We start from the raw sequence: 26,391 nt of genomic DNA on the forward strand, positions 1-26,391 counted from the left end.
ATTCAAATCTTCATCAAGATAGTTCATTGATCAAATCTACCTCTCTTTTTTAACCTTAAAAATTTACCATTCATCTATTCGATATTTAAAATGTGATTTACATCACTATAATCAATTTAACTCTAGGATTAGGGTTTGATAATAAAAAGTTGAGGATGATGATGAAATACAACAAAATTATGGCGTGCCTACTTACGTCTGCAGCTTGCTTAACGACTCAATTATCTAATGCTTCTGCATTAGAAGTGAAACCTGTAACCTCGACACTTGGCAAATACAATACCTACGCAAAAACTAAATACCCAATCGTATTTGCACACGGACTAACAGGATTTGTCCGTCTTGGTACAGAGAGCTTTGGTTTAGATTATTGGCACCAAATCCTGCCAGATCTAGCGCGTAATGGTGCTAATGTCTGGCCTACACGAGTATCTCCATTCAACTCCAACGAAATTCGTGGAGAGCAATTGCTTCAACAAGTTGAAGATATTTTAGCCATTACTGGTGCACAAAAAGTGAACTTAATTGGGCATAGTCAAGGTGGACCATCAATACGTTATATTGGTGGAACAATTCCTGAACATGTGGCATCCATGACCACTGTCGCTGGTGTGAATAAAGGATCACCTATGGCAGACTTTATCTTGCGTTCAGAAGGAACAGGACTTGATACTGTGCTTGCGACAGCGATGAATTTTGTCTCGGGAGCAATTGTTTGGGCACAAGGATTAAATGCGAAAAGCCTGCCACATGATTCGCTTGCCTCGGCTAAAAGTTTATCTACAGCAGGCTCATTAGCATTTACAGAACGTTTCCCTGCGGGTGTACCAACCACAAAATGTGGTGAGGGTGCATATCAAGTCAATGGCATGCGTATGTATTCATTTACTGGTAATACACCGTTTACCAATGCCCTTGATCCATCGGATTATGCAATGCAAGCGGCATCTTTCATTGTATCTAAGGAAGGTGCAAATGATGGTTTAGTCCCAGTTTGCAGTGCTCGCTTCGGACAAACGATTCGGGATGATTACCGTTGGAATCATTTAGATGAGGTCAATCAAATGATGGGGATGACTAGCATTTTTGCAGCAGATCCAGTATCGGTTTATCGACAACACGCAAATCGTTTGAAACTTCAAGGACTATAATCTTCTCAAGCCTCCATACACTCATCACGAAATTATGGAGGCTTATCTTAAAAATTGTTCCCTAAAGTTTAAATCCACTTTTCTTTCCTTTTGCTTCGCTATACTCTTATTGTGACAACGGAAATTGTCGAGTATTTCAATCCATCTAAGGAATAGAGATGAGAAAATTTATTTTGGGGACATGCCTCTCTTTCGCATGTTTAATTGGCACGAGTTACGCTGCTACAGCACCTGAACAAGTGACTTCAAAATTTCAAACTACTTATGCAAAAACCCAGTATCCAATCGTATTTAGTCACGGAATGTCTGGTTTTATCCGTATTGGCACTGATCCACTCGGTGTAGATTATTGGTATCAAATTTTACCTGATCTCGCCCGTAACGGTGCAAATGTATGGGCTTCCCGTGTATCGCCATTTAACTCATCAGAAATTCGGGGTGAGCAACTTTTACATCAAGTTGAAGAAGTCATTGCACTCACTGGATCGCCTAAGGTCAATCTAATCGGTCACTCTCACGGCGGGCCCACAATTCGATATGTCGCAGGTGTAAGACCTGAATTAGTCGCATCAATGACAGCGATTGGGGCGCCACATCAAGGCTCACCAGTGTCTGATTTTATATTAAAAATTCGTGATACAGCACCAATCCTTGAAACACCTATTGTGGCTGTAGTCAATCTACTGTCTAAAGCTATTATTTGGGCACAGGGACTTGATCCAGCATCCTTCCCTCATGACTCACTTGCGGGAGCCAATAGTTTGAGCTTAGCAGGATCAGCAATATTTAATCAAAAATATCCTATAGGCGTTCCTCAAAACTCATGCTCTGAAGGTTTATATCGTGAACAAGGAATATATAACTATTCCTTTACGGGTATCGGAACGGCCACAAACCCACTTGATCTAGACTCAGCTTTAAAAATTACCAGTCTATTAATTGACGGTGGTCAAGAGAATGATGGACTAGTTTCACGCTGTAGTGCGAAATTCGGTAAAACCATCCGTGATGATCTCAATTGGAATCATCTAGATGAAGTCAATCAAGTGCTTGGTTTAAAAAGTGTCTTTGCGCCAGATCCAGTCTCGATGTATCGTCAACATGCAAATCGCCTTAAACAACAAGGTCTCTAATATATTTTTTTGTCTGCACTCATCTCTAGATGGGTCCAGACTGTTTAAATAGCCCTCATTAGCATGACATATCTATCCTATAAATGAGTCACCCATCCAATTTATATCAATAAATTTGCACTTTATCTCTTTTTTGTAGACTTAAGTCACAATTTTAGTATCTTAAATTATGGCGATGGATATCGCCTGAATCATAAAAATAAACGAATCACTGAATGAGTATCGAAAATGAAACTAAAAAAAATAGTCATGAGCCTATGCATAGGTTCATGTTTTCTTCCTGTTGCACAAGCCTCAACGCAAATTAAAGATTTAGCCGTTAACCATACCGTCAAAACACCTAAATCAAATTATGCACAAACCCAATACCCTATTGTGCTTGCCCATGGCTTATTTGGCTTTGGTAGTATGGTCGGTGTTGACTACTTTTATCAGATCACTCCTGATCTTGCTCGAAATGGTGCAAACATCTGGCAAACACGTGTTTCAACGATGAACTCAAGTGAAGTGCGAGGCGAACAAGCACTGAGTCAAGTTGAAGAGATACTTGCCATTACCGGTAAGCAAAAAGTGAATTTAATCGGACATAGTCATGGTGGTCAGACTGTTCGATATATTGCAGGTGTTATACCTGATCATGTCGCATCTGTTACGACAATTGCTTCTGGAAATCAAGGAGCAAGAATGGCTGATATACTAGAAGGTGTTCTGGTAGGTAATATTTTAGAAGCACCTGCTCGCGCGATTTTTGACAATCTGGTATCGCCAGTGATTACATTCGCATCTGGTCTTGATCCAAAAGTCTTTCCTTATGATGCTAAAGCAGCCCTACAAAGTTTAGGAACGAAAGAATCTCTCAAATTTAGTCAGAATTTTCCAAATGGTGTACCTACAACCCAATGTGGTGAAGGGGCTTATCGTGTCAACAATACTCATTATTATTCATTTATGGGTAACTCTCCATTTAATACCGCTTTAGATCCATCTGATTATGGCATGTTAGCTTCTTCTCTTTTGGCTGAAAAAGATGGAGATGGAATTGTAGGACGTTGCTCCGCTCGATTTGGCAAGGTCATTCGTGATAATTATAAATGGAATCATTTAGATGAAATTAACCATCTACTCGGTTTAAAAAGCATTTTTGCACCAAGCGCTGTAGATGTTTATCGTCAGCATGCAAATCGACTTAAACTCCAAGGGCTATAAAACCTAAACACAAAGGGTGAGCTTTTCACCCTTTCTTTCAGTTTAATAATGATTAACATTTAGTCGGATTTATCTTATTTTTGTTTAGTTTTTCTTTACAATATTTTTTGACAATAAATATTGTCTTTTTAAGGAAGAAAACATGAAAACAAAAAAAATGATCCCAGTACTTCTGCTAAGTCTGGTAGGATTATCTCAACTTACATATGCTTCCGGCCTGATCGATGTCGAAGCTAAATACGTAAATACCAATTATGCGCAAACTAAGTACCCTATTGTTATGGCCCATGGCTTTGCATTAGGTTTTAGCCGCATTGGTACAGAACATTTCGGTTTAGATCAGTTCTATCAAATTACCCCTGACCTCGCACGAAATGGTGCACGTGTTTTTGTCGCTCAAATGTCTCCTGTCGAATCAACTGTGGTTCGTGGTGAGCAACTGTTACAACAAGTAGAAACAGCTTTAGCTATTACGGGTAAAGACAAGGTCAATTTGATCGGCCATAGTCATGGAGGACCTACTGTACGGTACGTTGAAGCCATTGCTCCTGAGAAAGTTGCTTCTCTAACTGCTGTTGCAGGCAGTATTAAGGGCTCTCCCCTAGGAGATACTTTCGTAAATAGTAAAGTGCTTAATAGTGTAGCAAAATTAGTTATTGGTGATATTTTGGCACCTGCAATTTCAATTATGGAAGGTAATCCAAGTCTTAGCGTTAATTACGAACAATCCATGTATGATCTTTCTGTAAAAGGTTCTTTAGAATTTAATCAAAAGTTCCCTTCTGCTGCGATCCCGAAAGACTGTAATTCTAACGGTTCATCACAAACGGCTAACGGCGTATATCATTATTCTTGGATTGGTTCTTCAAAGGTGACCAATGTTCTCGATATTTTAGATACCGCAATTGTTGTCTTAGGGACAGTGATTATGCCTAATGAACGCAATCACGATGGTCTCGTGCCTATTTGTAGTGCTAAATACGGCAAAGTAATTCGTGATAATTACAACTTAAATCATTTTGATGAAGTCAATCAAATACTTGGGCTTAAAGGCTTCTTTGCTCCTGATCCAGTATCAATCTTTAGACAACATGCCAATCGTTTGAAGATTCAAGGTTTGTAAGTTTTGATCATAAAAAAATGCGCCAAAAGGCGCATTTTTTTGCTTCGAAGCAAGGCTAAAATTAACCTTGTTTACGAGCTGGTAACTTTTCACGAATACGTGCAGCTTTACCAGAAAGTTCACGTAGGTAATAAAGTTTAGCACGACGAACGTCACCACGACGTTTAACTTCGATTTTAGCTACGATTGGTGAATGAGTTTGGAAAACACGCTCAACACCAACACCGCTAGAAATTTTACGTACTGTGAACGCAGAGTTCAAACCACGGTTTTTCTTAGCGATTACAACGCCTTCGAACGCTTGTAAACGTTCACGGTCGCCTTCTTTTACTTTTACTTGGACAACTACTGTGTCACCTGGTGCAAAAGCTGGGATGTCTTGTTTAAGCTGAGCATTTTCTACAGCTTGTACTAAAGGATGCTTACCGCTCATGGGGTATCTCCAATATGTGTGGGTCAGAAGAGGTCTGATATCCACTGGGGCTAGAGGCTAAGGCGCATAGACCCGATTGACTTTCCCTTTATGCTTGACCGCTTCAATGCATAAAGAGCCTATTTAATACTTCAAGCAATATGCTTGAGGTCATATTTGCTTAAATAAATCTAAAAGATTTATTTTTGCGAATCTTTGAGCCATTTCTTTTGCTGCTTAGTCAACTCAACTTTTTCAACCAATTCAGGTCGACGTTCAAGCGTTCGTTGATAGCGCTGCAAAAAACGCCATTTTTCAATATTTGCATGATGACCTGATTTTAGTACCTCAGGCACATCCAAACCTTCAAAATGATCAGGCTTTGTATATTGCGGACAGTCGAGTAAACCATCTACAAATGAGTCTTGAACGTGTGATTGTTCATCAGACATTGCACCCGGAAGTCTCCGAATAATACTGTCCAATAAAACCATCGCAGGCAGTTCTCCCCCAGATAAAACGTAATCCCCTATGGACCATTCCTGATCAACATATTTTTGGATCAAACGCTCATCAACACCTTCATAACGACCACACAATACAATTAATCCGTCATATTGCACGAAATCTTGTACTGAAGGTTCATTTAAGGTTTTACCTTGTGGCGACATATACACCACAGGTACATGAACAGCACCTGCTTGCGTTGCAAGCTCTTTGGCACGATGAATTGCTTTTGCCAATGGCTCAGCCATCATCACCATACCAGGACCACCACCAAATGGACGCTCATCCACTCGTTTGTAGTTCCCTGTTGCAAAATCACGAGGATTAATACAATGAATTTGCATTAAATCGCGTTTCGCTGCGCGACCGCTAATACCAAAACTTGTAATCGCTTCAAACATTTCAGGAAAAAGCGTAATGACTGCAAAAAACATCGCAGACTCCCGTATTTCCGAAAATATTAGTAATCTACGCCCCAATTGACATAGATACGACCAGTTTCGAGATCAACGCGTTGCACCACATCTTTATGCCATGGAATCATTCGCTCTTCGCCATCGACACTGTCAGCAGTTGCGCGAACTACCATCACATCGTTAGCACCTGTTTCAAACAATTCGTGGATTTGACCAAGATTGACTTCTTGCTCTTCATCATCCAGACCTAACACTGTTAGACCCTTTAGATCAGACCAATAATACTCGTCCACGCCTGGTTGAGGCAGTTGCGATTTAGAAATCCAGATATTTGCGCCAACTAAATTGTCTGCTGCAGTACGATCACTCACACCTTTCAGCGAAACAACTAAGCCTTTACCATGTGGCTTCCAACGTTTCACATCTACAATTTGCCAACCTGCTTTGGTCTCGATGTACCAAGGCAGATAGTCAAATATGTTGCTCATAGGTTCTGTGTTGGAATAGACCCAGAGCCACCCATTTAATCCATAAGCTGAACGTAGCTGTCCAATCTGAATACGATCTTCGGGAACATTCTGTGTTGGTGTCATGGGCTAGCTTCTACCGTATTAAACAGCAGCTGCAGCTTTTTTAGCTTGAGCAGCTAATGAAGCAACACGTTCAGAAGGTTGAGCACCTTGAGCAACCCAGTGAGCGAAACGATCAGCATCTAAACGAAGTTTTTCTGCTTTACCTTGAGCTGTAGGGTTGAAGAAACCGATACGTTCGATGAAACGACCGTCACGTGCATTACGGCTATCAGTCACGATGATTTGATAGAACGGACGTTTTTTAGCACCACCGCGTGCAAGACGAATAACAACCATGATAGAACCTTATAGTTTTTACGGATTATCCCTGCACCGACCATCGATACATTTCAAACCCCTTTCATAGAGGGCAGTATTTTACGTGAACTTTGATCCGATTAAAAGCTCAAAAATTATTTATCCACATTTTTGAATTTAAATTTATTTTCCATCCCAGTTTGTACTTGAAGAAGGTGTACAAGAAGCTGCTTTCACCCAACATTTTTCATTGGCTTCATTTATGACAAAGTGACCATCTGTTTGCATCAATTTTCCACTCACAGGCACTGCACTCAACACCCAACTGTTGTTGGTTACATCTGATATACCAACCGTATAGACAGGATCATAATACGGAACTTCAACTCGATTTTGCGCATTGGTCTGAAATCCCAATTCAGCCAACGTGACTGCTTTGCCATCCGGTTTAATATAACTGTAATTCGCAACCTGATAGTGCTGAAGTCGAGCTGCAATATCTGCCAATGTGGTTTTTACTTCGACACGTTTAGTTTTACGAACATATTCTTGGTAGGACGGATAGGCAATCATGGCTAAAATTCCAATGATGACCACTGCAATCATAATCTCTACTAAAGTAAATCCTGAATTACCATTGTTTTGCATTTGCACCACATCCTGTATATGCATTGACTTCTTTTAAGTCATTTTCCACCAAATATTCTCTTTTACAACGAATACCCTGACTCGTCGCCAAAAACGCATCATAGCCTGTCTGCGTTGGTACAGCTCGAATCCCCCATGCCCGTCCCAAGCCCTGATCTGAACTTAATAAGGTTTTAGGTGTTTTTTCACTGATATCGGCAATACTAATCACATATTTTGGTTTCTTCGCATCAGGCAGGGAAATACTCGTCATTGAAGTATCTTGATCGTAGATATACTTCGCATCAAAACCTCGATAGGAAAAACTACGACTTTTATAGCGTTCAAGTTGTTCAATAATTTTGGATACTTCTTGCTGAGCCTGTGCAGCAGCATTACGTTTTAAATAACTTTGGTAAGATGGCACTGCGATTGTCATCAATATGGCAATTATCACTACAACAACCATCAACTCAATCAGCGTAAAACCTTTTTGATTCATGGTAACCACCTACTGACGCTCAAACCAGTTATAAGCTTTCAGCACTTTGGTTGTGATGTAGTTGGTATAACCACCGCCCAGCAAAGTCGTTTTCTTTTTACCATTCTGGACAATAGGTACGCTGTTTAGCTTACTAATCCCATCAGACTTAGTCTCTGAGATTTCTGCCACAATTTTATTTTGAAGATTAGACGTTGATCCAGCATCTCCACAAACACCATACGGCAAGCAAAGCTTTAAGGTACGACTTGCTCCTTTAATGCCCCCAGTACATTGGTTCGGTTGTTGTGACGATGCATCATTTGGATTGTATAAAGACACATATAAATCTGAATGACTTGGACTATTTGCGATCGCAATATAACCATTTAATGCTTTAACTGTACCAGTATTCGCTGTTTCGTTTTTAGCCGTTGTTCGTTGCAACACATAGAACCAACCACGCTTATTACGGTTCATCAGATGTGGCACTGTTGTACCTGATAAATTAGACCATGCAGTTAAATGAGCTTCGGTAAGGTTTTGTGTTTTAGCAAAATTCGCTTGAAACAAATTCGGTTGTGCCAAGTCATAATCATGTAACACATAGACTCGATTGTCATAAATATTGCTGGTATTTAATGGAAAGCTGCGATTTCCTGACGCAATACTCACCGCACCAAATCGCTCACCATTCAGATCATGGATGGTCAAAGCAGGCATTTCATAAAAACGTTGGTGATACGCACTAAAATCAGCAAGACGTGTCACTCGTCCAAACGCGGTTGTATTCGTTCCAAGACGATTATTGAGATCGACGCGCCACACTTGCCCACCTAAATCACCAAAATATAGGTGATCGATCAAACCATCCGTATTGCGGTCAAATGCTTTAATTTGACTGACCACACTATATTTCATCTCAGCATGCTTAACATCAACACTGGTTTGATTCGATTGGTTGCCATAGCGTGCATTCCACAATAATTCGCCCGTTTCAGCATCAAAAATATAGACGCCCGCCCCTTGATTAGCTCGTTGACCAGTTAATGCAGATTGAGGCTGATAACCATCCGTTTCATAGGCCATATCATAGCCACCACCCACAATCATGACCGTTTTAACTTTGCCGTCAAAACGAATTTTAGCAATGGTAGGTTTAGACCAACTATATCCCATAGCTTTTAAGGCATCTGATTGATTTGTGCCACTCACTGATGTTGATTTACTCTTTATCGTTCCAGAACTTGGATCAACATGGAAAAGTAATTCAGGTTGGTTCGGATTTTTCATATCCAAGGCATAATAACTACGCCCACCCATGCGCATACCACCATAAATGTTGGCTTTCGCAGCAATAAACTTATTGTTGTTCTGATCAATCTTATATTGAACATCTGAAGTCCATGATCCATCCATGCCATAAATAGGATGCGCAGATGACAATAATGTATTGGACTGTTCAAGTAACGCGTCTCGTCGACTTGGATCTTGAACCATTTCATGAGCTAAGAAACTAAATGCCTCTTCACCAGTTTCTTGATCCACAACATGCAATAATCCTTGCATCGTCCCAAATACCACGTAATCTTTTCGATGAGTCGCATTACGGGTATTCGCTAAAATGGTACCAGACCCCGCGTTATATTTTGCTTCGAGCGTCACCAACAATGGTTCCGAGTGAACAACGCCTCCCATTTGCTGCATCACCTTAAGATCTTTAACCTTATTTAGATCATTCCAAATGTATCCAGCAGGTAAGCTACTTAAGTAGTTTTTATCAAGTCGATAACCCAAAGCCGACAGTAAATAGGGTTGATATACATTTTGTCGCCACCCCGACTTGGTTGAATCAATATAGGTCGCGGCTAGCACATTCTGTGTCGTTAATTTCGTCAGTTGTCCATTCTCAGAACCTACCAATCGTTTTGCTTGATCACCCGTTGTGGCAATCGTTGCATTGGTGAATAAAGGGCGCGTTTTTATTTTGTCTGTAGCAGTAACACCTGCTAGTGGTGAAGGTGTGGCAATCCGAGAGAACACGCCCCCTTGAATTGCACTCAAACCATCATCTATTCCAGTATTGTTCCAAAAATCCTGCGTATTGGTTCGTATTGCACCTGATCGATCAAGTACCTCTTTCCCCCCACGATCAATCATCACAGCTTGAGCGTTAATACTGTATTTCTTTAAGTTCCCTAACCATAATTGATGTGTGGAAGCCAATACCGAATTTGCTGTGCTCACCTGTGGTTGAAACTGCGGTGCGAACACATAAGGATATACTGAACTTGTTGATAAACGGTCAAATGGCACCACATAAGTACCAAAACTAGCAGCCTCAAAGTTACCGTGAGAGACGGCAACCAAGAAGGTATTCAATGCATTCTGAATATCTTCACCAGAAGTCGCTTGGGTATACCCCCCAATTTCTTGGCGAGTCCCGTAGGTATCCCCTTTACCAATCACATTCCCCAACTGTTTTAATGCTTGAGCATTCATACTATTGGAAATGTCATTTCCAGAACCTGTATAGCTACTATCAAAAGTACAATGATCGTATAGACCGTCATTGTCATAATCACGACAGGTTTCTCGTGGATGCTTTTGGAATAAGGGACCAAAACCTACAGTAGATGTATAAACACGCTTCTGATTCGCATCGCTGGTCATCTGTGTTTGATTTGCCAAACGCTGAACCATCTTACCCACACAAGCCCATGAACTACGGTTTTGCCAGGTGGTTTGATTGGCTGACACAGCATTACCAATATCATCTTCATAAAAACGATATGGCTGCGTCGCCATTTCCTTAAACTCGCCATTGAAGGTCGCGGCACCACTGGCACCTTTGGCATTACCGTAATTGTAATAGACATCTTTTAAGGGCGAGCCTTCACAAGTAAAGCTGTCATCTGCCAACGCATTTTGCATGACAGGGAGTACCGTCTTTGGTCTCAAACCAACTGGCGCCCCATCTGTTAAGAAAAAAACACCTTGCGTACTACATTGGGCATCACTGTTATTCAACTTGTTGAGTGGCGCTCTATAACTACCATCCGCTTTGCGAATGTCCGCTGGCGCAAATGATGCTCCAGATAAACCACGGCTATAATTAGAATATTTAGATGAAGGAAGTAAATCGATGCCTTTTAGGTTAGCCCCAAAGGTACGATTTCCTAGTAAATACGCATAAGTTTCTGAGAGTAATAGTGGTGTGGGCGTACTACCTACGGCTCCAATACTATTAATTTTATTGATTAAATCCGTACGGTGAGCAGGTGTAAGTTGTTTTGCTTCTAGTAAGATTTTAGATGAACGAGCATTTTCACCATAGCTTAACCAATCTTCTGTTGTCCCTATTTCACCCGTTGACGTAAACACCGACACCCCAATATAAACATTATCTGGAATACGATAATTTCCTGATAAGTCCTTTGCATTTAAGGCATCTACCAATGAGTTTTTTAAGGCATTTAAACGGCTAACACTTTGACCTTTATAAGTTGCATCTACTGCACTCATACTCATCGAGTTATCAATCGCCAACATGATAATCGGATTATTTTTTGCTACAGGATTTTGATAAATTTGTAGATCACTGGCGTTCATTTGCATTGGGATCGCACCCAATGCCATCACGACTGCAATACTTTGCGCAATCATCTTTTTTGTAAAATGATTCTTTATCTTTTTATTCACAACACATCCCCATTAAGATTCAGCGCGCTGATAAGCATCAAAAATGTAACTTTGAATTTGGGTGTTATACGGCACACCAATTTCCTTTAAACAGGACGAAATGGTTTGTGCATTACCCACCAATGGTGCTGTATGTGGTCGGCGCAAACAAAGATGGATTTCATCCGTTAAATCTGTCGAAGACAATGCGGGTAAGAGCGATGTTGAATAGACTGTTATTTTTTTAGTATCAGAAGGTTGTCCTATACTTTCAGTGTCAGTTCCAACGTTTGCGTTTGAAAGTGGGATATCATGATCACTGTCTGATGGAGGGCTTACGATTACAGACACCTGAGTTAATTGCGCCTTACGAGCACTGGCATAATCCCCATCATTTGATAAGGAACAAAACCCAGAAACACCATCGACTGAGACATCACTCATTGCTTCATTCCAACGCAATACACTACTGTTGGAAACATTAAACATCGCACTATTGGATTGGTTTCTAAAACAGAATACGACTTCGTTACCTTCATTCTGAATCGAGTAACCAATTAAGCTCAGAGGGTTACCACTGGAGGCAGCATAGCCGCCATGCCCCAATCGATAAAAAACAGTATCGGAAGATTGCATTAACAATTGTTGCGCTTGGCTGTTGGTGGTGATATTCAAACTCACCATACTTTGTCGAATCGCCCAAGTACCAATAATGGTGAGCAGAACTAACATAATCAGTACCACAATCAGCGTTGCACCACGTTGATGTTGAATCATAAGCCCTCCGCTGAATCCATCACACTCATACCATTTCGAATCGCGATCGTTTGTGTAATGACTTGTCGAATAAATTTAGTCGCGACGGTTTTTTGTGCTTTTTTTAATTTTACTTTTTGATCAAGAACTTCAAATTCTTGATGAGGAGAAATTGCTTGATTTTGACCTACATTCTCAGATGACCTTACTAATAAACCGACCTGTATTGAATTAATGCGTGGACGTGGATAAACATTGAGCTTTTTATAATCTTCAATACTTATATATCTTTGCTGTGCCGTATTATCGTCATTAGAAATCCCCAACAGATAGTGAAAGTGATCAACACGATGCATCAAAATTTCACCATTCGTTGTTCCAAAGACAGTCTTTTTATTATTAAAATTTTTTAAAATTTGAGTGCTGTTACGCGTGTACCACCCTGCTTCACAGGCCAAGACCAATGCATCGTGTGGTTCTTTTTGAATATTTGCATTTGCATCTTTACGTAGAAAAAAACGTTGAACAATATATCGTCCAGCATCGTAATTATTACCTTCACAATCCACACCTTGTGTATCAGCATAAAACTGCATGACCAATTGGTCGCTCATTCCCGCTTGAGCAGGTTGTGAAGATTCAGCTGAAACCAACTCTATATTACTCGGCATACCAGATTGCGATACAGGCACAACCTCCGTATTTGGAATATTTCGTGAAATATTGACAGGAATATTGGTCGCATTAAATGCCAAATCACCAGATGTAGGCACCACTGGAGACTGAGCTGAAGTGATAACAATGCCACCATGCGTCAAACGATCATTAATGATATTTACTTGACCATAATTTGCTTTACGAATTTCATAAGTAAGAAAGCGCAGACCAAAGTTGCCGTTATCTTGAACCTCCGACATCCCTTTCTGCATCGTGAATCCCATCTGCCCTGTAAAAAACAGATGTACCGCAGCAGCGGTAATCAATAATCCAAGCACCAAAGCGATCATAAGCTCGACTAGCGTCAAACCTTTTTGTGTATACCTAAGATGCTGCATCAATAAAGCTCCATAACGATGCATTGCGCTTTTGGTAAATAACTTCCACCATGGGTACATGCATCTTTTGCAGAAGCATCATCGATAGGTTTTGTTTTTCCCCAGGCTACGTAAATGCATCGGCGAGATTGCAAATTATTACTGACTTGGCAATTCGGCATTTTGATACTCATACCAAGACCATTGGCATTTTTTATTATCTGGGCAGCATCATAATGGGCAAAATCGGCTGCTTGAACACATGGATTCGTCGTTCCTTTTTGCACACATGATTTGGCTGTAGTTGTTTGTGTTTCTGCATTTATTCTAGCTTGATACTGAGTATAAGCATTTGAGTTCGCACGTATCTTCTCAGATAAGTCACGCGCTAAATTCATGGCTTGTAATTTAGACATTGCTTCATGTGAAGCATCAATTGCGCGCATTTGTAAAAATGAAAACCCCAATACCCCAATGGCCAAAACCAATAAGGCAACTAGAATTTCAATCATTCCTACCCCCTGTTGCGCAGCACGCATTAGCATGTCCCCTCTGCTTTTAAATATTGTGTTCCCATTCTTGTAATTGCTATCGTTTTAGAAACACCTAACACCTTATTACAAATAGAAAAATTTATGTCAGATGTAAAGTCAGAAATTCCCCCATCCATCCAGAATGTGACTTTTTCTTGTGATGAAGTCAATTTATTTTGCTCTTTGGGTGTCCAATGAAAGATTGTATTGCTATCTGATTGATTCGACTGAAGATCTACAGTCACATCTTTTCTTAACAATGTTGCTTGATTACGCGCCATCATCAGCACGCTTGATAATTCACGCACATCTGAATTTAGGCGATATTGCGCAACAAGATTTTTAAAAGATGGAATAGCCATGGTTGCTGTGATTGATAGCACAATTGTGGTAATCAGCAGCTCAATAATGGTAAAGCCCCGTTGTAAGTCTTTCATATTCAAACTTTTGTATTTATTTATTAATGTTACAAAAGTAATATTTTATAATTATAAAACCAACACAGTTATGACAAATGGTATGAAAATGAGGATAAGATCACGATTTTGCAATCTGTTCACTTATCCTGCTATGTCATTGATAATTCATTATTAAGCTTGAGTAACTTGAATTCTCAATTCTTTAGGCAAGCTAAAGGTTATGTTCTCTTCTCGCCCATTTAATTCCTGTGGTGACGTAGCGCCCCAATCTTGTAGACGCTGAATCACTTGTTTAATCAAAATTTCAGGTGCTGAAGCACCTGCAGTAACACCGATTTTAGTGGTTTCAGCAAACCATTCTTTTTTTAGCTCATCCGCATTATCTACGAGATAAGCATGCTTACCCATTCGCTCTGCCAATTCTCGAAGACGATTAGAGTTCGAGGAGTTTGGAGAACCAACCACTAAAACGACATCACATTGAGTCGCTAAATCACGGACCGCATCTTGACGGTTTTGAGTTGCATAACAGATATCATCTTTACGTGGCCCTTGGATGGCTGGAAATTTAGCACGTAAAGCATCAATGACCTTTGCAGTATCATCAATTGAAAGTGTCGTTTGAGTGACAAATGCTAACTTATTAGGATTATTCACCTGTAAAGCAGCAACATCATCTTCATCTTCAACCAGATAAATTGCACCACCATTTTTCAGATCATATTGACCCATGGTGCCTTCAACTTCTGGATGCCCTTCATGACCAATCAGAATGGCTTCAATCCCTTCACGCGCATATTTTGTTACTTCGATATGCACTTTTGTCACGAGAGGACATGTGGCATCAAATACTTTTAATCCACGGCGCTCAGCTTCTTGTTGTACAGCTTTTGATACACCATGTGCACTAAAAATCACAATATTGTCATCAGGAACTTCATCTAATTCATCTACAAAAATTGCACCACGTTGGCGTAAATCGTCCACAACAAATTTGTTATGTACCACTTCATGACGAACGTAAATCGGAGGATTAAAGCTTTCAAGTGCACGATTAACGATCGCAATAGCGCGGTCTACACCAGCACAGAAACCACGTGGATTAGCTAAAACAATTTCCATAAGACCCTCAAACGATCGCTAAAATTTGGTCAATGAATCAGAATATTTTTTAAAACAAATGCGAATTGCTATTTAGTTTAAAAGCACTCTGCTCTAAAATAGAGAAGATATTTTATCATATCAGGAAAAATATCATGTCGGGTCTCTTGTTTGTCGTTTCAGCTGCTTCTGGAACTGGCAAAACATCATTAGTTAAAGCCCTACTTGAGCGCGTAAGCAATTTACACGTTTCTGTTTCACACACTACTCGAGGTCAACGCCCTGGTGAATTAGATGGTGTGCATTATCACTTTACCAGCAAAGAATCTTTCATTGAGCAAGTGAATCAAGGTGGTTTCATCGAATATGCGGAAGTTTTCGGTAACTACTACGGCACTTCACAAGCGACTGTAAAAGAACAACTTGCAAAGGGTCATGATGTTTTACTTGAAATTGATTGGCAAGGTGCAGAACAGGTTCGCAAACTTTTTCCTGAATCAAAACAAATTTTCATTCTTCCACCTACTCAATTTGATCTTCGCCAACGCCTATCAAACCGCGGTACAGATTCTGTTGAAGTGATTGAACATCGCTTAAGTTGTGCAGTAGAAGATATGCAACAGTACGTAAACTTTGATTACATCATCCTGAATGATGATTTTAATAAAGCTTTACATGATCTTGAGTCTGTCATTAATGCGAACCGTCTTTCATTATCACAACAGGCTCACCGACATAAAGATTTAATTCAAAAATTAATCACACCGAATTCGTGATTAAACTTGAGTCTATAGACAAAGCATTTTATACTGCGCAGTCTGTTAAAAAATTTCATACATACGAGAACTCTTATGGCACGCGTAACCGTTGAAGATTGTTTAGACCATGTAGACAACCGCTTTGAGCTTGTACTAGTGGCAAGCAAACGCGCGCGTCAACTTGCTCGTCAAGGTATCGAACCAACTGTAGAATGGGACAATGACAAACCAACAGTGGTTGCTTTACGTGAAATCGCTGAAGGTCATGTCACTAAAGATATCTTGAAACAGCGTGAGCAAGATTATCAAACGTCTAGCTTAGATTTAGCACTTTCTGCAAATAACTTAAACTTAGATGGTTTTTCTTTCCAATAAGCTTAAGCCCTGCATTTAAAAGAGCCTAGTCCAATGACTAGGCTTTTTTATTGAATTTTTTTAGAGAATGATTCGACAAAATTGAAAAAATTTGTTAAAAAAATTAGAGCTATTCTCTATTTAAAAATAGAGCATTGTAGCAATATGAATTTTTAGTAAAGTCTTTTACTTTTTACTCTCTTCCACGGATTCAAAGGTGTAGTATGCCAGGCCCATTGGTCAGCCAAGCTAAGCAACAGCTAAAAGTCATCATCGACGCGTATTTATCTGAAAAGGACGTCGACAGAGTGCTTGTGGCCTGCGATTATGCTGACATGGCGCATGATGGTATTACACGCAAAAGCGGTGAACCCTATATTCTGCATCCGATAGCCGTAAGTTGTATTCTGGCGCATATGCGTCTAGACCCAGAAACGTTGATGGCAGCACTACTGCACGATGTCATTGAAGATACCGACTTTAGCAAAGAAGACATTACTGAAAAATTTGGCAAAACAGTGGCTGAGCTGGTCGATGGTGTTACGAAATTAAGCCACTCTAGTGACAAAGAATATAATAAAGCAGCCTCATTCCGAAAAATCCTACAAGCCACATTACAAGATCCTCGTGTGATCATCATTAAACTTTCAGACCGTTACCATAATATGACAACTTTGGAAGCTTTAAGACCAGATAAACGTGCCCGTATTGCACAAGAAACTTTTGATATATTCGTGCCAATGGCACGTTTGGTCGGCATGAATGAAATGGCTGACAATCTTGAACACCTCTGTTATCAAAATCTTGATCTAGATATGTTCAATGATGTTCAAAATGCTTTGGCGCAAACCAAACCTCAACGCTGTAAGTACCAAGCCATTTGGGAAAAACATTTGAGCGATCTCTTGGAAAACTTCAATATTCCCGGGCGGATCAAAAAGAAAAACAATAACATTGAATTGCTACGCCACTTTGTTAAAAACGAAATTAACCTTCAAGAACTCACACATAGTCATGCGTTTGAAATCGTTCTCCAGACCATTGCCGATTGCGATCGTTTAGTTGAGTTGTTAAAAGATAACTTCCAAGTTTTAAATTACCAAGATCATATCCGCCGCCCTCTCCCTGGTGGCAATCAATCCTTGATGCTGCGTTTGAAAGGCGAGAAAACAACGCTTTCGCTCACCATACAAACTGAACTTATGCGTAAGGCTGCGCGATTTGGGGTGGTATTAGGTGAAAATGCTCCTCAAACATGCCGATCTGCCATTCAGGCATCTATGCAGAATTTGCATACCTTAGTCGGTGGCGACTGTGCAAAGACCACGTTTAATGATCTATTGGATTATCTACATCAAGAAAAAATATGGGTCTATACTCCTCAAGGTCACTTACATGAGTTACCACAAGGAGCGACAGCAGTAGATTTCGCTTACTCTGCAAGCTTGTTCTTAGGTAACCATGCCGTCGGCTGTAAAATTGATGGTGAAATCAAACCGCTTTCTACACCACTCTCAAGTGGTCAAGTCATTGAGGTGATTACAGATGTTCTCGCTTCACCCAACCCTGATTGGCTGAGCTTTATCAACACTCAAAAAGCCAGACGCTCTATTCAAAATATTTTGCGAGATCAAGATATTGATGAACAGCGCCTTGTCGGTCAACAAGCTTTAAATCGTGCATTAAAGTTATTTAATACGTCTATTCATGATCTAACCGATCAAAATTGGACTGAACTATTACAATGGCGCCATATTCCAACCAAGAATCAACTTTTTGAACAAATTGCTGTAGGTGATTTGCTCCCACAACTTGTGGCGAACCATCTCTTTGCTCAAGATCATCATCAAGATCAAGCATCAAGTCGCCTGATCTTAGGTACTGATGGTGTAGATGTAAAATATGCCCATTGTTGTAATGCAGTGCTAGGCGATCCTATTCAGGGACATTTATCTCGCCGCGGTCTTATTGTTCACCGTGCTCGCTGTAAGAACCTTCTACACGAACAACAGTTACACCCTGAAAATATTATGCCGTTGCACTGGAAAGATGAAGGTGAATCAGAAATCAACTTCAATGCTTACTTGTGTATCGATCTATTATTAAGTGATGAGCAAATTTCAGAACTGATTTATATCTGCCGTAAATCAAAAATAGGAATCGAGTCCGTTCGAAAATACGATTCAAAAACCTATCTGAGTATTGTTGTTCATAGTCGTCAGCAAATTGCGCAAATCATTCGTGAACTCCGCATGCAATTTGGTTTTCCGCGTATTTCACGCATGTCAGCTCCTCTTGCGGTTGAAGAAGTCTCACAAGCCTGCTAAAGAATACAGATTAGAGCTTTCACCTATAGTGTTCATCCTTTATGATGAAGCTAGATTTGAATAATGGAGAAATAGATGTCCCGCCAAGTCATTCATACTGAAAATGCACCTGCTGCAATTGGTACTTACTCTCAAGCCATTCTTGTCGGCGATACACTTTATCTTTCAGGACAAATTGGATTAGATCCATATAGCATGGAATTGGTTGAGGGCATTGAAGCTCAAATTCGTCGTGTATTTGATAATCTAAAAGCAGTTTGTGAAGCTGCTGGTGGTTCTTTAGCTGATATTGCTAAACTGAATATTTTCCTCACTGATTTATCTCACTTTCAACTGGTAAACCAAATTATGGGGGAATATTTCGCTCAGCCTTACCCTGCACGAGCGGCATTAGGCGTTGCAAGTTTACCTAAAGGCGCACTGGTTGAAATGGATGGTGTTGTGATTATTTCTAAATAATTTCAATATCTTAAAAAATACCACCTATGAGGTGGTATTTTTTTATCTAGAAAATCGATGAATTAAACAGCATTTTTAAATGAATTTCATTGACAAACGATAATAATTATCAATAATATCAACTATCGCATTTATCCTTGTGGTTGAGCAGAAATGTACGTTTGTTTATGTCGTGGAATTACAGATCAAGATATTAAAGATGCTATGGCAAATGGCGCTGAATCTTATCGTGAAATTCGTGACTTGCTTGATCTAGGCACTTGTTGCGGACGCTGTGTTCCTGAAGCACGCAGTATTATTAATGAAGAACTTGCTGAAATAGCTGCCAGAATTTCAATCGCCGCTTAATTCAGAATGTGCTAAAAATAATAACAACTCATTCTATAACTATAATTCAGATTTCCAATTTCTCCCCCCGCTTTGACTCAGCGGGGTTATTTTTTGAAAAAGTGTATTTGATTGCGATTTTCATTTGCTGTTCAATAAATTACTCGTCAGGCTTTAGCAAGTTGGGTTAAGATAATCTCTATCGATAGCCTTCTATGATAGGCTAAATTTTGAGTTTGGAGCTAAGATCATGAAAGGCAACCGTGACGTTATTCATCAGTTAAATCAGGTGCTTTACCACCATCTTACAGCCATCAACCAATATTTTTTACATTCACGCATGTTTAATGATTGGGGCATCGAACAACTCGGTTCAGCGGAATATAAAGAATCTATCCGCCAAATGAAGCATGCAGATAAAATCATTGAACGCATTTTATTTTTAGAAGGTCTTCCAAATCTTCAACATCTGGGTAAGCTCTATATTGGTCAACACACAATCGAAGTGCTGCAATGCGATGTTCGGAAAGTAAAAGAAAACATTGAAACGATACAAACTGCTGTGAAATTAGCAGAAGAACAACTCGATTACGTTACGCGTGATTTAGTACAAGAGATTTTAGAAAAAGAAGAAGAGTATTTAGATTGGGCGACCACTCAACTCGATCTTGTCGATCAAGTTGGTGTAGAGAATTATATTCAAAGCCAAATTTAATGATTGAAATAAAAAAATCCCCTTTCGGGGATTTTTTTATTTCAATAAGTCATCATACTCAATATGTTGCTTATGCAATGTTTCTAAAATCCATAGTTGATGCTTCGCTTCTTGCTCCTTACCATTAAAAGCCAACACTTGTGCATACTTATGTAAATCATATTTTGATGCCAAGTTTGCAACCATTCGCTCTAGATCAGCAAGTTGTTGTTCTGTCATTTCAGTTTTAGGATCTAATCCGATCCACCACACACGCTCTTTAAATTGAGTAATCAACCAAATTTTCTTTTGCATGGTGTGTTGCTGATCTACTGTTAAAGCTTCTGTCTTTGATGCGAGTACACTTTGCTCTTTATATAAAAAATAATCCCGTGTCGTAGCTAAAGCCCCAACAATCGTGATAAGAGCAACCACTGCGAACACTCGACCATTTATTTTCACTGAAGGCAATTTTGCATATTGCGCCTGAATGATGCCCAGTAAGAAACCTGCTGGAAGTAGAAAATAAGCATAATGCAAAGGAAACTCTAACATGCCATGAATGAAGATTGCACATACCATTAATGTTGCAATGATCGAGATATTATCCTTCACCCCTTTATTGAGCCAAAGTAGCCAAGCTGTAAAGTACAGAAGAATAAACCCACCTAAAATCAAACCATTCCATACCAATAAGTCTAGAATCATGTTGTGTGCACTTTTATACCAAAGTGAAACTTGGAAGGTATCGGTAATATAGTATTGTGCTAAGCCTGTTTGATTCCACCCATACCCCCACCATGGTTGATGCAGAATCGCTGCTATCATTTGTTGCCACATATCAAGACGAATATCGCCCATACCTTGGACAGCACGGTTTGCTGCGGAACTTTGCACAACTGAAGCTGAATCACCAATAGAAAAAATCAACTGGTTGATCGTCGTTAAATTTAGTGTTAAGAGTACAAAAACACCTAACCAAAAAGCTAAATGGGTCAATGAAAATCGATTCTGTTTTTTGAATTGTTTGATTAACCAATAGATCACGATAAAAGCACAAACGATAATGCTTGTTCGGGATTGTGCTAAAACAATTCCCAATAAAATAACAAATGCTATTGGTATAAGATAAAGATTGGAAAGTAATCGTTTTTCAAATAGATAGAGCGAACTCAGTAGACCTAAAAAAAGTAAAGTCCCTAAGTTATTGGGTTGAGCTAAATTGGCGTAAGGTCTATTTCCCTTTAGTGGATAAATGAGATCGCCTAAAATCCAATTCAACTGAAGCCATTGAAGCATCGCGAATATAGCGGAAATGAAGCCAACGGAAATAAATGTTAAACAGGTAATTTTAAATACTTGCTCTCTCTTTTTCTGCTCAAGGCAAAGTTGATATCCAGCAATGACCATCAATGCAAAGAACAGAATATACGCAAAACTAAATAAAGCATTGCTCAAATAGATGTTCTGACCAAATATAAATTGAATGAGTGGAATACTTAAAAATGGCAATAAATAAAGCTGTGGTTTTGCGATTTTTACTTTAGATTTTGCGAAGCATAGCAATAAAAAAGAGGCTGCGATAAACGTCAGTACTTCTGAACCGAAGGTTGGCCAAGGAGAACGATGGTATGGCAACAGCCAAGCAACCATGATCAATACAATACTTAGGGCATAAAAAATCATAACTATGGTGCTAAATTAAATTTACACTATGTTAAAACATTTGCTTCTATTAGATTAATTAAATTATTCCTACTTTTCTAAGCTAGCGCTGTGACCTAATCCCCAAAAATAAGGTAATGCTTTTCCTTGCATTCCAGCACACCCTTGACATAGAAAGTCCTCTCGGAGGAAACTGATTACTAAAATGATAAAAATGCAATAGAATAATCCGAATATATACTTTTGATTCAACCCTTGTTTAACTTGACTGCTCTCAACTGTAATTTGATACTGCACTTGAAAAGCTAAAGCAAGAAATAAGATGCAAATGACCTGAGCAGCTGGGTAAATAAAATTACCCGAAAAGAAGCCATCAATCATTATCGCAAGGACACCCATTTTTAGGATTATTGGTGTTTCTGATCTAAAAAATACAAATAGCTTAATCAAAATCCAACTTAAGAATAATATCCCAACAACTCCCCATTCAAATATCAAACGAAAATAAATATTATGCATATGATGAGCAATATGATATTGGATACTAGCTAGATAGCCTCCCCCTAAACCAGTAAAAGGTTGATATAACCATTGTTGAGCAACAAACTCCCACATTTCAGAGCGCCCAGAACTTGAATATCGGACGATATTTAAGATCTTTTTCTCTGGATATAATTGTGAGTAAAAGTAATGGGTTAGGTTAAAAATAACGTATGCAATTAAAATCACTAAAGCACAGATCATTATAGATTTACGATGCTGTGGTCCAATAATGAATAAAAAAATAAGAGGTGCGATAATACTTAGTAAAGCTGCACGTGCACCATCGAAAAATAATCCTAAAAACAATAAAAAACTGAAAATGGGAAAGAATTTCCAGATAAAAGTATTTTTATCTTTTAGATAAAAACCTAACCAAAACATTACAACTAAAACACTATCAATGATTCGTACAGATCCAGTATTTAACTGCCATCGGTACCAAATACCGCTCTGCATTAACTCAAAAATAGAAAAAAATAAATTCAGAAAAGGTATGCAAGACAGAACCAATAAAATAGCGATCAACATATTACTCCGATCGCTTGTCAAATCAGTATGAGTTAGACAAATAAATAGTAGAAATAGACCCAAAAGTTGAAGAAAATCATAAATGTGATAGATTGAAAAATGCCAGAAAATTAGAATAATTGACAATATACCAACCAGAAAAGTGAATGAACTTTGAGTTTTAGAAAGTATTTTTTGTTTTTTACTAAATAAGAGAAATGGTCCAGTTAGACTAATTAATAAAATTTGTATAAGTCGTAATTCATCATACTCACTAGTGAGCCAAGCAAAGTTTATCCCTAACAAAAATAGGGATAAAAAGAAAATGACCAAGTACAACATTTATTTTTCTCATAAAAAAAGAGGATTTTAAAATCCTCTTTTTAATTCAATTTAACTTATGAACCAGAAACCGTTAAAGATTGTGGTAGAAAGTCTACATTAGTAGTTGTATTCGTTTTATCAAGAACCAATGTTCCATTCTCTTGAACACCAACAACAATTTTTGAGTTTGAAACTTTATTCGAAACACCTGTTTCTTTAAAAGTATATGTAATAGTACAACCTGTTTCACCTGCTGTAGGTGCAGTAGCTGCAGTACCACCAATTACAGCATCACCATACTTACCTGCCAATTTGTCTTTATCACCAACAGTAGTATTACCATCAGCAAAACAAGTATTATTTTGTAAGTTGGTTTGAATAGCTGTTTTTAGACCTGCAGATAAACTTAGAGCTTCACTCACTTGAGATTTAGCGATGTAGTTTTGATAAGCAGGAATCGCAATCGCAGCAAGAATACCGATAATTGCAACAACAATCATTAACTCGATTAAAGTAAAACCTTTTTGAGCGTTCATAACATCTCTCCTAATTTTTTAAGTTCAAAGTTAACAACCTATCCCCAAAATAGATTTTATTGTTGCTAACTAACTGATGCTATTTTCGGATAACGCTTTAAGGTTGCCAATAAATAATTTTCAAATTTATTTTTAATGTTAATTTATGTAAAAAAGTGACATTTTTTGTCACTTTCCTTAACTCAATTTAAAATAATTGGCTGATTACTGAGCTCATTTTCTAAATCTTGCACTTTATCATCATAAAAACGATTCAGAATTTCACCGACTTCCATTACACCAACAATAACACCCTGTTTATAATTTTTATTTTTTAGCTCATTAATCATGTGATCACAGATTGCTTGCCAATCCTGTTGCGTTGTGGCCTTTTGAATTCCACGATCAATCACAATTTCAACTTTCTGTTCACATAGATTTAAATATATCAGTACACCACTATTAAATTCTGTATCCCATACACCTAATTCAGCAAAAAGCTGTTCGGCGCGCTGACGAGTATTCATTGAATAAGCCAAGGCACATGGAATATATCCCTCTATGACCACTTGAATCTCTCCAATATGACCTTGCTCCGCTTGTTTCACTGCCTCAGCAATTGCATTTTGGTCCATCTTGGAAAAATAACGTTTAGATGCAGGCAAATAACAAAAGTGCTTAATCCAGCGCTTGAAGCTCGGTTGAGATGCTTGTTGCAACTTTGGTTCAGTGATAATTTCTGTCGTTTCAGTTTTTGTTACCATGAGCCTGACGCACCTCCCCCACCAAAGCCACCACCACCGCCACTAAATCCACCACCGCCAAATCCGCCTCGACCGCCACTGCCGCCGCGTCCTCCGCCAGATAAAAATGCTTGGAAAATCAACTGTGCGATGGATGTAAATAATAAAAAGAAAATTCCGATACCCACAATCAAGCTGATTAAAATCCCTGAACCATAAATCATGCTCGCTGCAAAAGCAGTAACACCCGCCACCGATGCACTTAAACGATTACCAATAATAAAAGAACCAATCACACCAGCGATCAAAATAAATAATACCGTGTTAAATGTCTTTTCTTTTGCATATTGTGCTTTTAACGCTTGTTCTTGCCTAAGTTTCAGTTCTTCAGCGGCTTGTTGGGCAATTTCCGGATCAAGGTTAACGATTCGTTGAATTTCTCTAACCCCTGCAATTAAACCCTGTCCAAATTCATTGGCTTTAAAATAAGGGGTGATTTGTTCGCGAATGATTCGACTCGCAACGATATCTGGAATCACACCTTCCAATCCATAACCTGTTGCGATATGTAATCTTCGATCATTAATCGCCACTGCGATTAATAAACCATTATCTTGTTGAGCAGAACCTAACCCCCAAGTCTGTGCAGTACGCATTGCAAAATCAAAGATACCTTCCTGACCAGTTGTTGGAACAATGACGATCCCAATTTGAGCCTTACCCTCGTTATATAGACCGCGAATTATTGTATCGAGTTCCGACTTTTCTTGAGGAGAAAGTATATTCGCCTGATCTATCACAGGTTCATTTAATGTAGGGAGTTGACGTTGAGTGTCTCCTTCCTGCATATCATTTGAAACAGTAACAGGAGGTACTGGAGTTGGTTTATTTTGCTGAGCACTTGATGATGGATTTGTTGAATTGGGTTGAATCACTTTTCCCAGCACAATCGCGTCAGACTCATGATCTACTGCTGTTGCAGTTTCTGCATGAATCATTTGCAATGTACAGGTCATCGCAAAGACAAATAGCCATGAAAGCAATTTCATACTATTGTGTCTAAGATGCTGAGTTCTCATGCTCATGCTCATATTCATCAACTTATAATTATTGATTTAATCAAAAGAAACATTAGGTGCCTTTTGTGCACTCGCTTCAGCACTAAAGTTTTCTTTTGCATCCATGCCAATGACTTTCGCAGTTACGACTTGTGGGAATTGACGAACATAGGTGTTGTAATCTTGGACGGTAGAAATATAGCGATTACGCGCAACTGCTATACGGTTTTCTGTACCCTCTAATTGTACCTGCAAATCACGGAATTGCTCATTCGCTTTAAGATCTGGATAGTTTTCAGTCACTGCCAGCAAACGTGATAATGCACTTGTCATTTGCGATTGCGCTTCTTGATAACGCTTGAATAGTTCAGGATTTTCAAGAACTTCTTTATCAACTTTGAGCCCTGCAACATTTGCACGTGCCTCTGTGACTTCAGTTAAAACTTGTTCTTCATGTTTTGCATATCCTTTAACTACATTCACCAAATTCGGAACAAGGTCTGCTCGACGCTGGTATTGGTTTTGTACCTCAGACCATGATGCAGTCACCGCTTCATCTTTCGCTTGAAGTGTATTGTACCCACAACCTGTGAAAAGCAAGGTACTTGATAATGCGAGCACAACAGCTGATTTTTTTAAAATTTGCATGACATCAACCTCATTATTTATTTGTATTTGTTTAATTAAAAATATTGTATACGCAAATT

At 39.0% G+C, this 26,391-nt stretch carries 28 protein-coding genes; 10 read left to right on the top strand and 18 right to left on the bottom strand.

Translation table 11 applies throughout. The annotated features are described in order from the left end of the window. The first annotated feature begins 161 nt into the window (after window positions 1-161). The 4 genes from AC1M9N_RS08305 (at window position 162) to AC1M9N_RS08320 (ending at window position 4,613) form a co-directional block, all read left to right on the top strand. Entirely contained in the window at window positions 162-1,151 is a 990-nt protein-coding gene (locus tag AC1M9N_RS08305; RefSeq protein WP_081403225.1) for a lipase family alpha/beta hydrolase, read from the top strand. A gap of 158 nt (window positions 1,152-1,309) precedes the next feature. Further along, window positions 1,310-2,284 (top strand): esterase/lipase family protein, encoded by a 975-nt coding sequence (locus tag AC1M9N_RS08310; RefSeq protein WP_481592260.1) that lies wholly within the window; start codon window positions 1,310-1,312, stop codon window positions 2,282-2,284. 228 nt (window positions 2,285-2,512) lie between these two features. After that, window positions 2,513-3,490, top strand: coding sequence for a lipase family alpha/beta hydrolase (locus AC1M9N_RS08315; RefSeq protein WP_481590092.1), 978 nt, complete (start codon window positions 2,513-2,515; stop codon window positions 3,488-3,490). A gap of 142 nt (window positions 3,491-3,632) precedes the next feature. Then, entirely contained in the window at window positions 3,633-4,613 is a 981-nt protein-coding gene (locus tag AC1M9N_RS08320; protein WP_481954576.1) for a lipase family alpha/beta hydrolase, read from the top strand. A gap of 61 nt (window positions 4,614-4,674) precedes the next feature. On the opposite strand, the gene rplS is transcribed toward AC1M9N_RS08320, so the two are convergent. From rplS to ispH, 12 genes are all read right to left on the bottom strand, one after another. Continuing rightward, window positions 4,675-5,046: a 50S ribosomal protein L19 gene (gene rplS / locus AC1M9N_RS08325; protein WP_004787066.1), complete on the bottom strand. Its 372-nt coding sequence runs from the start codon at window positions 5,044-5,046 to the stop codon at window positions 4,675-4,677. Window positions 5,047-5,225: 179 nt separating this feature from the next. Further along, window positions 5,226-5,966 carry a tRNA (guanosine(37)-N1)-methyltransferase TrmD gene (gene trmD, locus AC1M9N_RS08330; protein ID WP_092766672.1) on the bottom strand — a complete coding sequence of 247 codons (741 nt, stop codon included), beginning with the start codon at window positions 5,964-5,966 and terminating at the stop codon, window positions 5,226-5,228. Between the two features lie 26 nt (window positions 5,967-5,992). Next, a complete protein-coding gene (gene rimM / locus AC1M9N_RS08335; RefSeq protein ID WP_035264305.1) occupies window positions 5,993-6,541 on the bottom strand; it encodes a ribosome maturation factor RimM in 549 nt (182 codons plus the stop codon). A gap of 18 nt (window positions 6,542-6,559) precedes the next feature. Further along, window positions 6,560-6,817 carry a 30S ribosomal protein S16 gene (gene rpsP / locus AC1M9N_RS08340; RefSeq protein ID WP_035264308.1) on the bottom strand — a complete coding sequence of 86 codons (258 nt, stop codon included), beginning with the start codon at window positions 6,815-6,817 and terminating at the stop codon, window positions 6,560-6,562. 144 nt (window positions 6,818-6,961) lie between these two features. Beyond that, window positions 6,962-7,426: a type IV pilin protein gene (locus AC1M9N_RS08345; protein ID WP_481596170.1), complete on the bottom strand. Its 465-nt coding sequence runs from the start codon at window positions 7,424-7,426 to the stop codon at window positions 6,962-6,964. Further along, window positions 7,410-7,907 carry a type IV pilin protein gene (locus AC1M9N_RS08350; RefSeq protein ID WP_481954577.1) on the bottom strand — a complete coding sequence of 166 codons (498 nt, stop codon included), beginning with the start codon at window positions 7,905-7,907 and terminating at the stop codon, window positions 7,410-7,412. The genes AC1M9N_RS08345 and AC1M9N_RS08350 overlap by 17 nt, the downstream gene beginning before the upstream one ends. 9 nt (window positions 7,908-7,916) lie before the next feature. Beyond that, window positions 7,917-11,588, bottom strand: coding sequence for a PilC/PilY family type IV pilus protein (locus AC1M9N_RS08355; RefSeq protein WP_481954578.1), 3,672 nt, complete (start codon window positions 11,586-11,588; stop codon window positions 7,917-7,919). Window positions 11,589-11,600: 12 nt separating this feature from the next. After that, window positions 11,601-12,344 (bottom strand): pilus assembly protein PilX, encoded by a 744-nt coding sequence (locus AC1M9N_RS08360; protein ID WP_481607267.1) that lies wholly within the window; start codon window positions 12,342-12,344, stop codon window positions 11,601-11,603. Further along, complete coding sequence (locus tag AC1M9N_RS08365; protein ID WP_481607266.1) at window positions 12,341-13,378, bottom strand: PilW family protein; 1,038 nt, start codon at window positions 13,376-13,378, stop codon at window positions 12,341-12,343. Before AC1M9N_RS08365 ends, AC1M9N_RS08360 begins: the two co-directional genes overlap by 4 nt. Continuing rightward, window positions 13,378-13,896 (bottom strand): type IV pilus modification protein PilV, encoded by a 519-nt coding sequence (gene pilV / locus AC1M9N_RS08370; protein ID WP_228143086.1) that lies wholly within the window; start codon window positions 13,894-13,896, stop codon window positions 13,378-13,380. Before pilV ends, AC1M9N_RS08365 begins: the two co-directional genes overlap by 1 nt. Further along, window positions 13,896-14,327, bottom strand: coding sequence for a pilus assembly FimT family protein (locus AC1M9N_RS08375; RefSeq protein ID WP_481607265.1), 432 nt, complete (start codon window positions 14,325-14,327; stop codon window positions 13,896-13,898). The genes pilV and AC1M9N_RS08375 overlap by 1 nt, the downstream gene beginning before the upstream one ends. 153 nt (window positions 14,328-14,480) lie before the next feature. Then, entirely contained in the window at window positions 14,481-15,431 is a 951-nt protein-coding gene (gene ispH, locus AC1M9N_RS08380) for a 4-hydroxy-3-methylbut-2-enyl diphosphate reductase (RefSeq protein WP_092766665.1), read from the bottom strand. Between the two features lie 134 nt (window positions 15,432-15,565). Between ispH and gmk the strand changes: the two genes are divergently transcribed. The 6 genes from gmk to bfr all read left to right on the top strand — a co-directional run bounded on the left by gmk (window position 15,566) and on the right by bfr (window position 20,350). Beyond that, on the top strand, window positions 15,566-16,186 hold the full coding sequence (gmk, locus tag AC1M9N_RS08385; protein ID WP_035264330.1) for a guanylate kinase: 621 nt from the start codon (window positions 15,566-15,568) through the stop codon (window positions 16,184-16,186). Window positions 16,187-16,261: 75 nt separating this feature from the next. Further along, entirely contained in the window at window positions 16,262-16,543 is a 282-nt protein-coding gene (gene rpoZ, locus AC1M9N_RS08390) for a DNA-directed RNA polymerase subunit omega (RefSeq protein ID WP_035264331.1), read from the top strand. 203 nt (window positions 16,544-16,746) lie between these two features. Further along, a complete protein-coding gene (locus AC1M9N_RS08395) occupies window positions 16,747-18,849 on the top strand; it encodes a RelA/SpoT family protein (RefSeq protein WP_481954579.1) in 2,103 nt (700 codons plus the stop codon). A 75-nt stretch (window positions 18,850-18,924) separates the two neighbouring features. Continuing rightward, complete coding sequence (locus AC1M9N_RS08400; protein ID WP_035264336.1) at window positions 18,925-19,308, top strand: RidA family protein; 384 nt, start codon at window positions 18,925-18,927, stop codon at window positions 19,306-19,308. 153 nt (window positions 19,309-19,461) lie between these two features. Beyond that, window positions 19,462-19,656 (top strand): bacterioferritin-associated ferredoxin, encoded by a 195-nt coding sequence (locus tag AC1M9N_RS08405; protein ID WP_035264349.1) that lies wholly within the window; start codon window positions 19,462-19,464, stop codon window positions 19,654-19,656. 229 nt (window positions 19,657-19,885) lie between these two features. Further along, window positions 19,886-20,350, top strand: coding sequence for a heteropolymeric bacterioferritin subunit Bfr (gene bfr / locus AC1M9N_RS08410; RefSeq protein WP_035264352.1), 465 nt, complete (start codon window positions 19,886-19,888; stop codon window positions 20,348-20,350). Between the two features lie 36 nt (window positions 20,351-20,386). On the opposite strand, the gene AC1M9N_RS08415 is transcribed toward bfr, so the two are convergent. The 6 genes from AC1M9N_RS08415 to AC1M9N_RS08440 form a co-directional block, all read right to left on the bottom strand. Next, window positions 20,387-22,015 carry a PglL family O-oligosaccharyltransferase gene (locus AC1M9N_RS08415; RefSeq protein WP_481954580.1) on the bottom strand — a complete coding sequence of 543 codons (1,629 nt, stop codon included), beginning with the start codon at window positions 22,013-22,015 and terminating at the stop codon, window positions 20,387-20,389. Between the two features lie 69 nt (window positions 22,016-22,084). Beyond that, window positions 22,085-23,065 (bottom strand): O-antigen ligase family protein, encoded by a 981-nt coding sequence (locus AC1M9N_RS08420; protein WP_481954581.1) that lies wholly within the window; start codon window positions 23,063-23,065, stop codon window positions 22,085-22,087. A gap of 377 nt (window positions 23,066-23,442) precedes the next feature. Further along, window positions 23,443-23,904: a pilin gene (locus tag AC1M9N_RS08425; protein WP_481954582.1), complete on the bottom strand. Its 462-nt coding sequence runs from the start codon at window positions 23,902-23,904 to the stop codon at window positions 23,443-23,445. 182 nt (window positions 23,905-24,086) lie between these two features. Then, window positions 24,087-24,647, bottom strand: a complete 561-nt coding sequence (locus AC1M9N_RS08430) for a TPM domain-containing protein (RefSeq protein ID WP_481954583.1) — start codon at window positions 24,645-24,647, stop codon at window positions 24,087-24,089. Continuing rightward, entirely contained in the window at window positions 24,641-25,711 is a 1,071-nt protein-coding gene (locus AC1M9N_RS08435) for a TPM domain-containing protein (RefSeq protein WP_481954584.1), read from the bottom strand. The genes AC1M9N_RS08430 and AC1M9N_RS08435 overlap by 7 nt, the downstream gene beginning before the upstream one ends. Before the next feature lie 30 nt (window positions 25,712-25,741). Then, window positions 25,742-26,332 (bottom strand): LemA family protein, encoded by a 591-nt coding sequence (locus AC1M9N_RS08440; RefSeq protein ID WP_035266027.1) that lies wholly within the window; start codon window positions 26,330-26,332, stop codon window positions 25,742-25,744. Between the last annotated feature and the right edge of the window lie 59 nt (window positions 26,333-26,391).

It is taken from the genome of Acinetobacter sp. ANC_7655 (genome assembly GCF_056784015.1).

Excerpts from the sequence above, each read along its gene's own strand:
- gmk (WP_035264330.1), top strand. The coding sequence starts at position 15,566 with ATGTCGGGTCTCTTGTTTGTCGTTTCAGCTGCTTCTGGAACTGGCAAA.
- AC1M9N_RS08425 (WP_481954582.1), bottom strand. The coding sequence starts at position 23,904 with ATGAACGCTCAAAAAGGTTTTACTTTAATCGAGTTAATGATTGTTGTT.
- AC1M9N_RS08420 (WP_481954581.1), bottom strand. The coding sequence starts at position 23,065 with ATGTTGATCGCTATTTTATTGGTTCTGTCTTGCATACCTTTTCTGAAT.
- AC1M9N_RS08430 (WP_481954583.1), bottom strand. The coding sequence starts at position 24,647 with ATGGTAACAAAAACTGAAACGACAGAAATTATCACTGAACCAAAGTTG.
- AC1M9N_RS08345 (WP_481596170.1), bottom strand. The coding sequence starts at position 7,426 with ATGCAAAACAATGGTAATTCAGGATTTACTTTAGTAGAGATTATGATT.
- AC1M9N_RS08350 (WP_481954577.1), bottom strand. The coding sequence starts at position 7,907 with ATGAATCAAAAAGGTTTTACGCTGATTGAGTTGATGGTTGTTGTAGTG.
- AC1M9N_RS08320 (WP_481954576.1), top strand. The coding sequence starts at position 3,633 with ATGAAAACAAAAAAAATGATCCCAGTACTTCTGCTAAGTCTGGTAGGA.
- AC1M9N_RS08305 (WP_081403225.1), top strand. The coding sequence starts at position 162 with ATGAAATACAACAAAATTATGGCGTGCCTACTTACGTCTGCAGCTTGC.
- bfr (WP_035264352.1), top strand. The coding sequence starts at position 19,886 with ATGAAAGGCAACCGTGACGTTATTCATCAGTTAAATCAGGTGCTTTAC.
- ispH (WP_092766665.1), bottom strand. The coding sequence starts at position 15,431 with ATGGAAATTGTTTTAGCTAATCCACGTGGTTTCTGTGCTGGTGTAGAC.
- AC1M9N_RS08435 (WP_481954584.1), bottom strand. The coding sequence starts at position 25,711 with ATGAGCATGAGAACTCAGCATCTTAGACACAATAGTATGAAATTGCTT.
- rplS (WP_004787066.1), bottom strand. The coding sequence starts at position 5,046 with ATGAGCGGTAAGCATCCTTTAGTACAAGCTGTAGAAAATGCTCAGCTT.
- AC1M9N_RS08365 (WP_481607266.1), bottom strand. The coding sequence starts at position 13,378 with ATGCAGCATCTTAGGTATACACAAAAAGGTTTGACGCTAGTCGAGCTT.
- pilV (WP_228143086.1), bottom strand. The coding sequence starts at position 13,896 with ATGCGTGCTGCGCAACAGGGGGTAGGAATGATTGAAATTCTAGTTGCC.
- AC1M9N_RS08375 (WP_481607265.1), bottom strand. The coding sequence starts at position 14,327 with ATGAAAGACTTACAACGGGGCTTTACCATTATTGAGCTGCTGATTACC.
- rpoZ (WP_035264331.1), top strand. The coding sequence starts at position 16,262 with ATGGCACGCGTAACCGTTGAAGATTGTTTAGACCATGTAGACAACCGC.
- trmD (WP_092766672.1), bottom strand. The coding sequence starts at position 5,966 with ATGTTTTTTGCAGTCATTACGCTTTTTCCTGAAATGTTTGAAGCGATT.
- AC1M9N_RS08405 (WP_035264349.1), top strand. The coding sequence starts at position 19,462 with ATGTACGTTTGTTTATGTCGTGGAATTACAGATCAAGATATTAAAGAT.
- AC1M9N_RS08400 (WP_035264336.1), top strand. The coding sequence starts at position 18,925 with ATGTCCCGCCAAGTCATTCATACTGAAAATGCACCTGCTGCAATTGGT.
- AC1M9N_RS08440 (WP_035266027.1), bottom strand. The coding sequence starts at position 26,332 with ATGCAAATTTTAAAAAAATCAGCTGTTGTGCTCGCATTATCAAGTACC.
- AC1M9N_RS08395 (WP_481954579.1), top strand. The coding sequence starts at position 16,747 with ATGCCAGGCCCATTGGTCAGCCAAGCTAAGCAACAGCTAAAAGTCATC.
- AC1M9N_RS08415 (WP_481954580.1), bottom strand. The coding sequence starts at position 22,015 with ATGATTTTTTATGCCCTAAGTATTGTATTGATCATGGTTGCTTGGCTG.
- AC1M9N_RS08310 (WP_481592260.1), top strand. The coding sequence starts at position 1,310 with ATGAGAAAATTTATTTTGGGGACATGCCTCTCTTTCGCATGTTTAATT.
- rimM (WP_035264305.1), bottom strand. The coding sequence starts at position 6,541 with ATGACACCAACACAGAATGTTCCCGAAGATCGTATTCAGATTGGACAG.
- AC1M9N_RS08360 (WP_481607267.1), bottom strand. The coding sequence starts at position 12,344 with ATGATTCAACATCAACGTGGTGCAACGCTGATTGTGGTACTGATTATG.
- AC1M9N_RS08315 (WP_481590092.1), top strand. The coding sequence starts at position 2,513 with ATGAAACTAAAAAAAATAGTCATGAGCCTATGCATAGGTTCATGTTTT.
- rpsP (WP_035264308.1), bottom strand. The coding sequence starts at position 6,817 with ATGGTTGTTATTCGTCTTGCACGCGGTGGTGCTAAAAAACGTCCGTTC.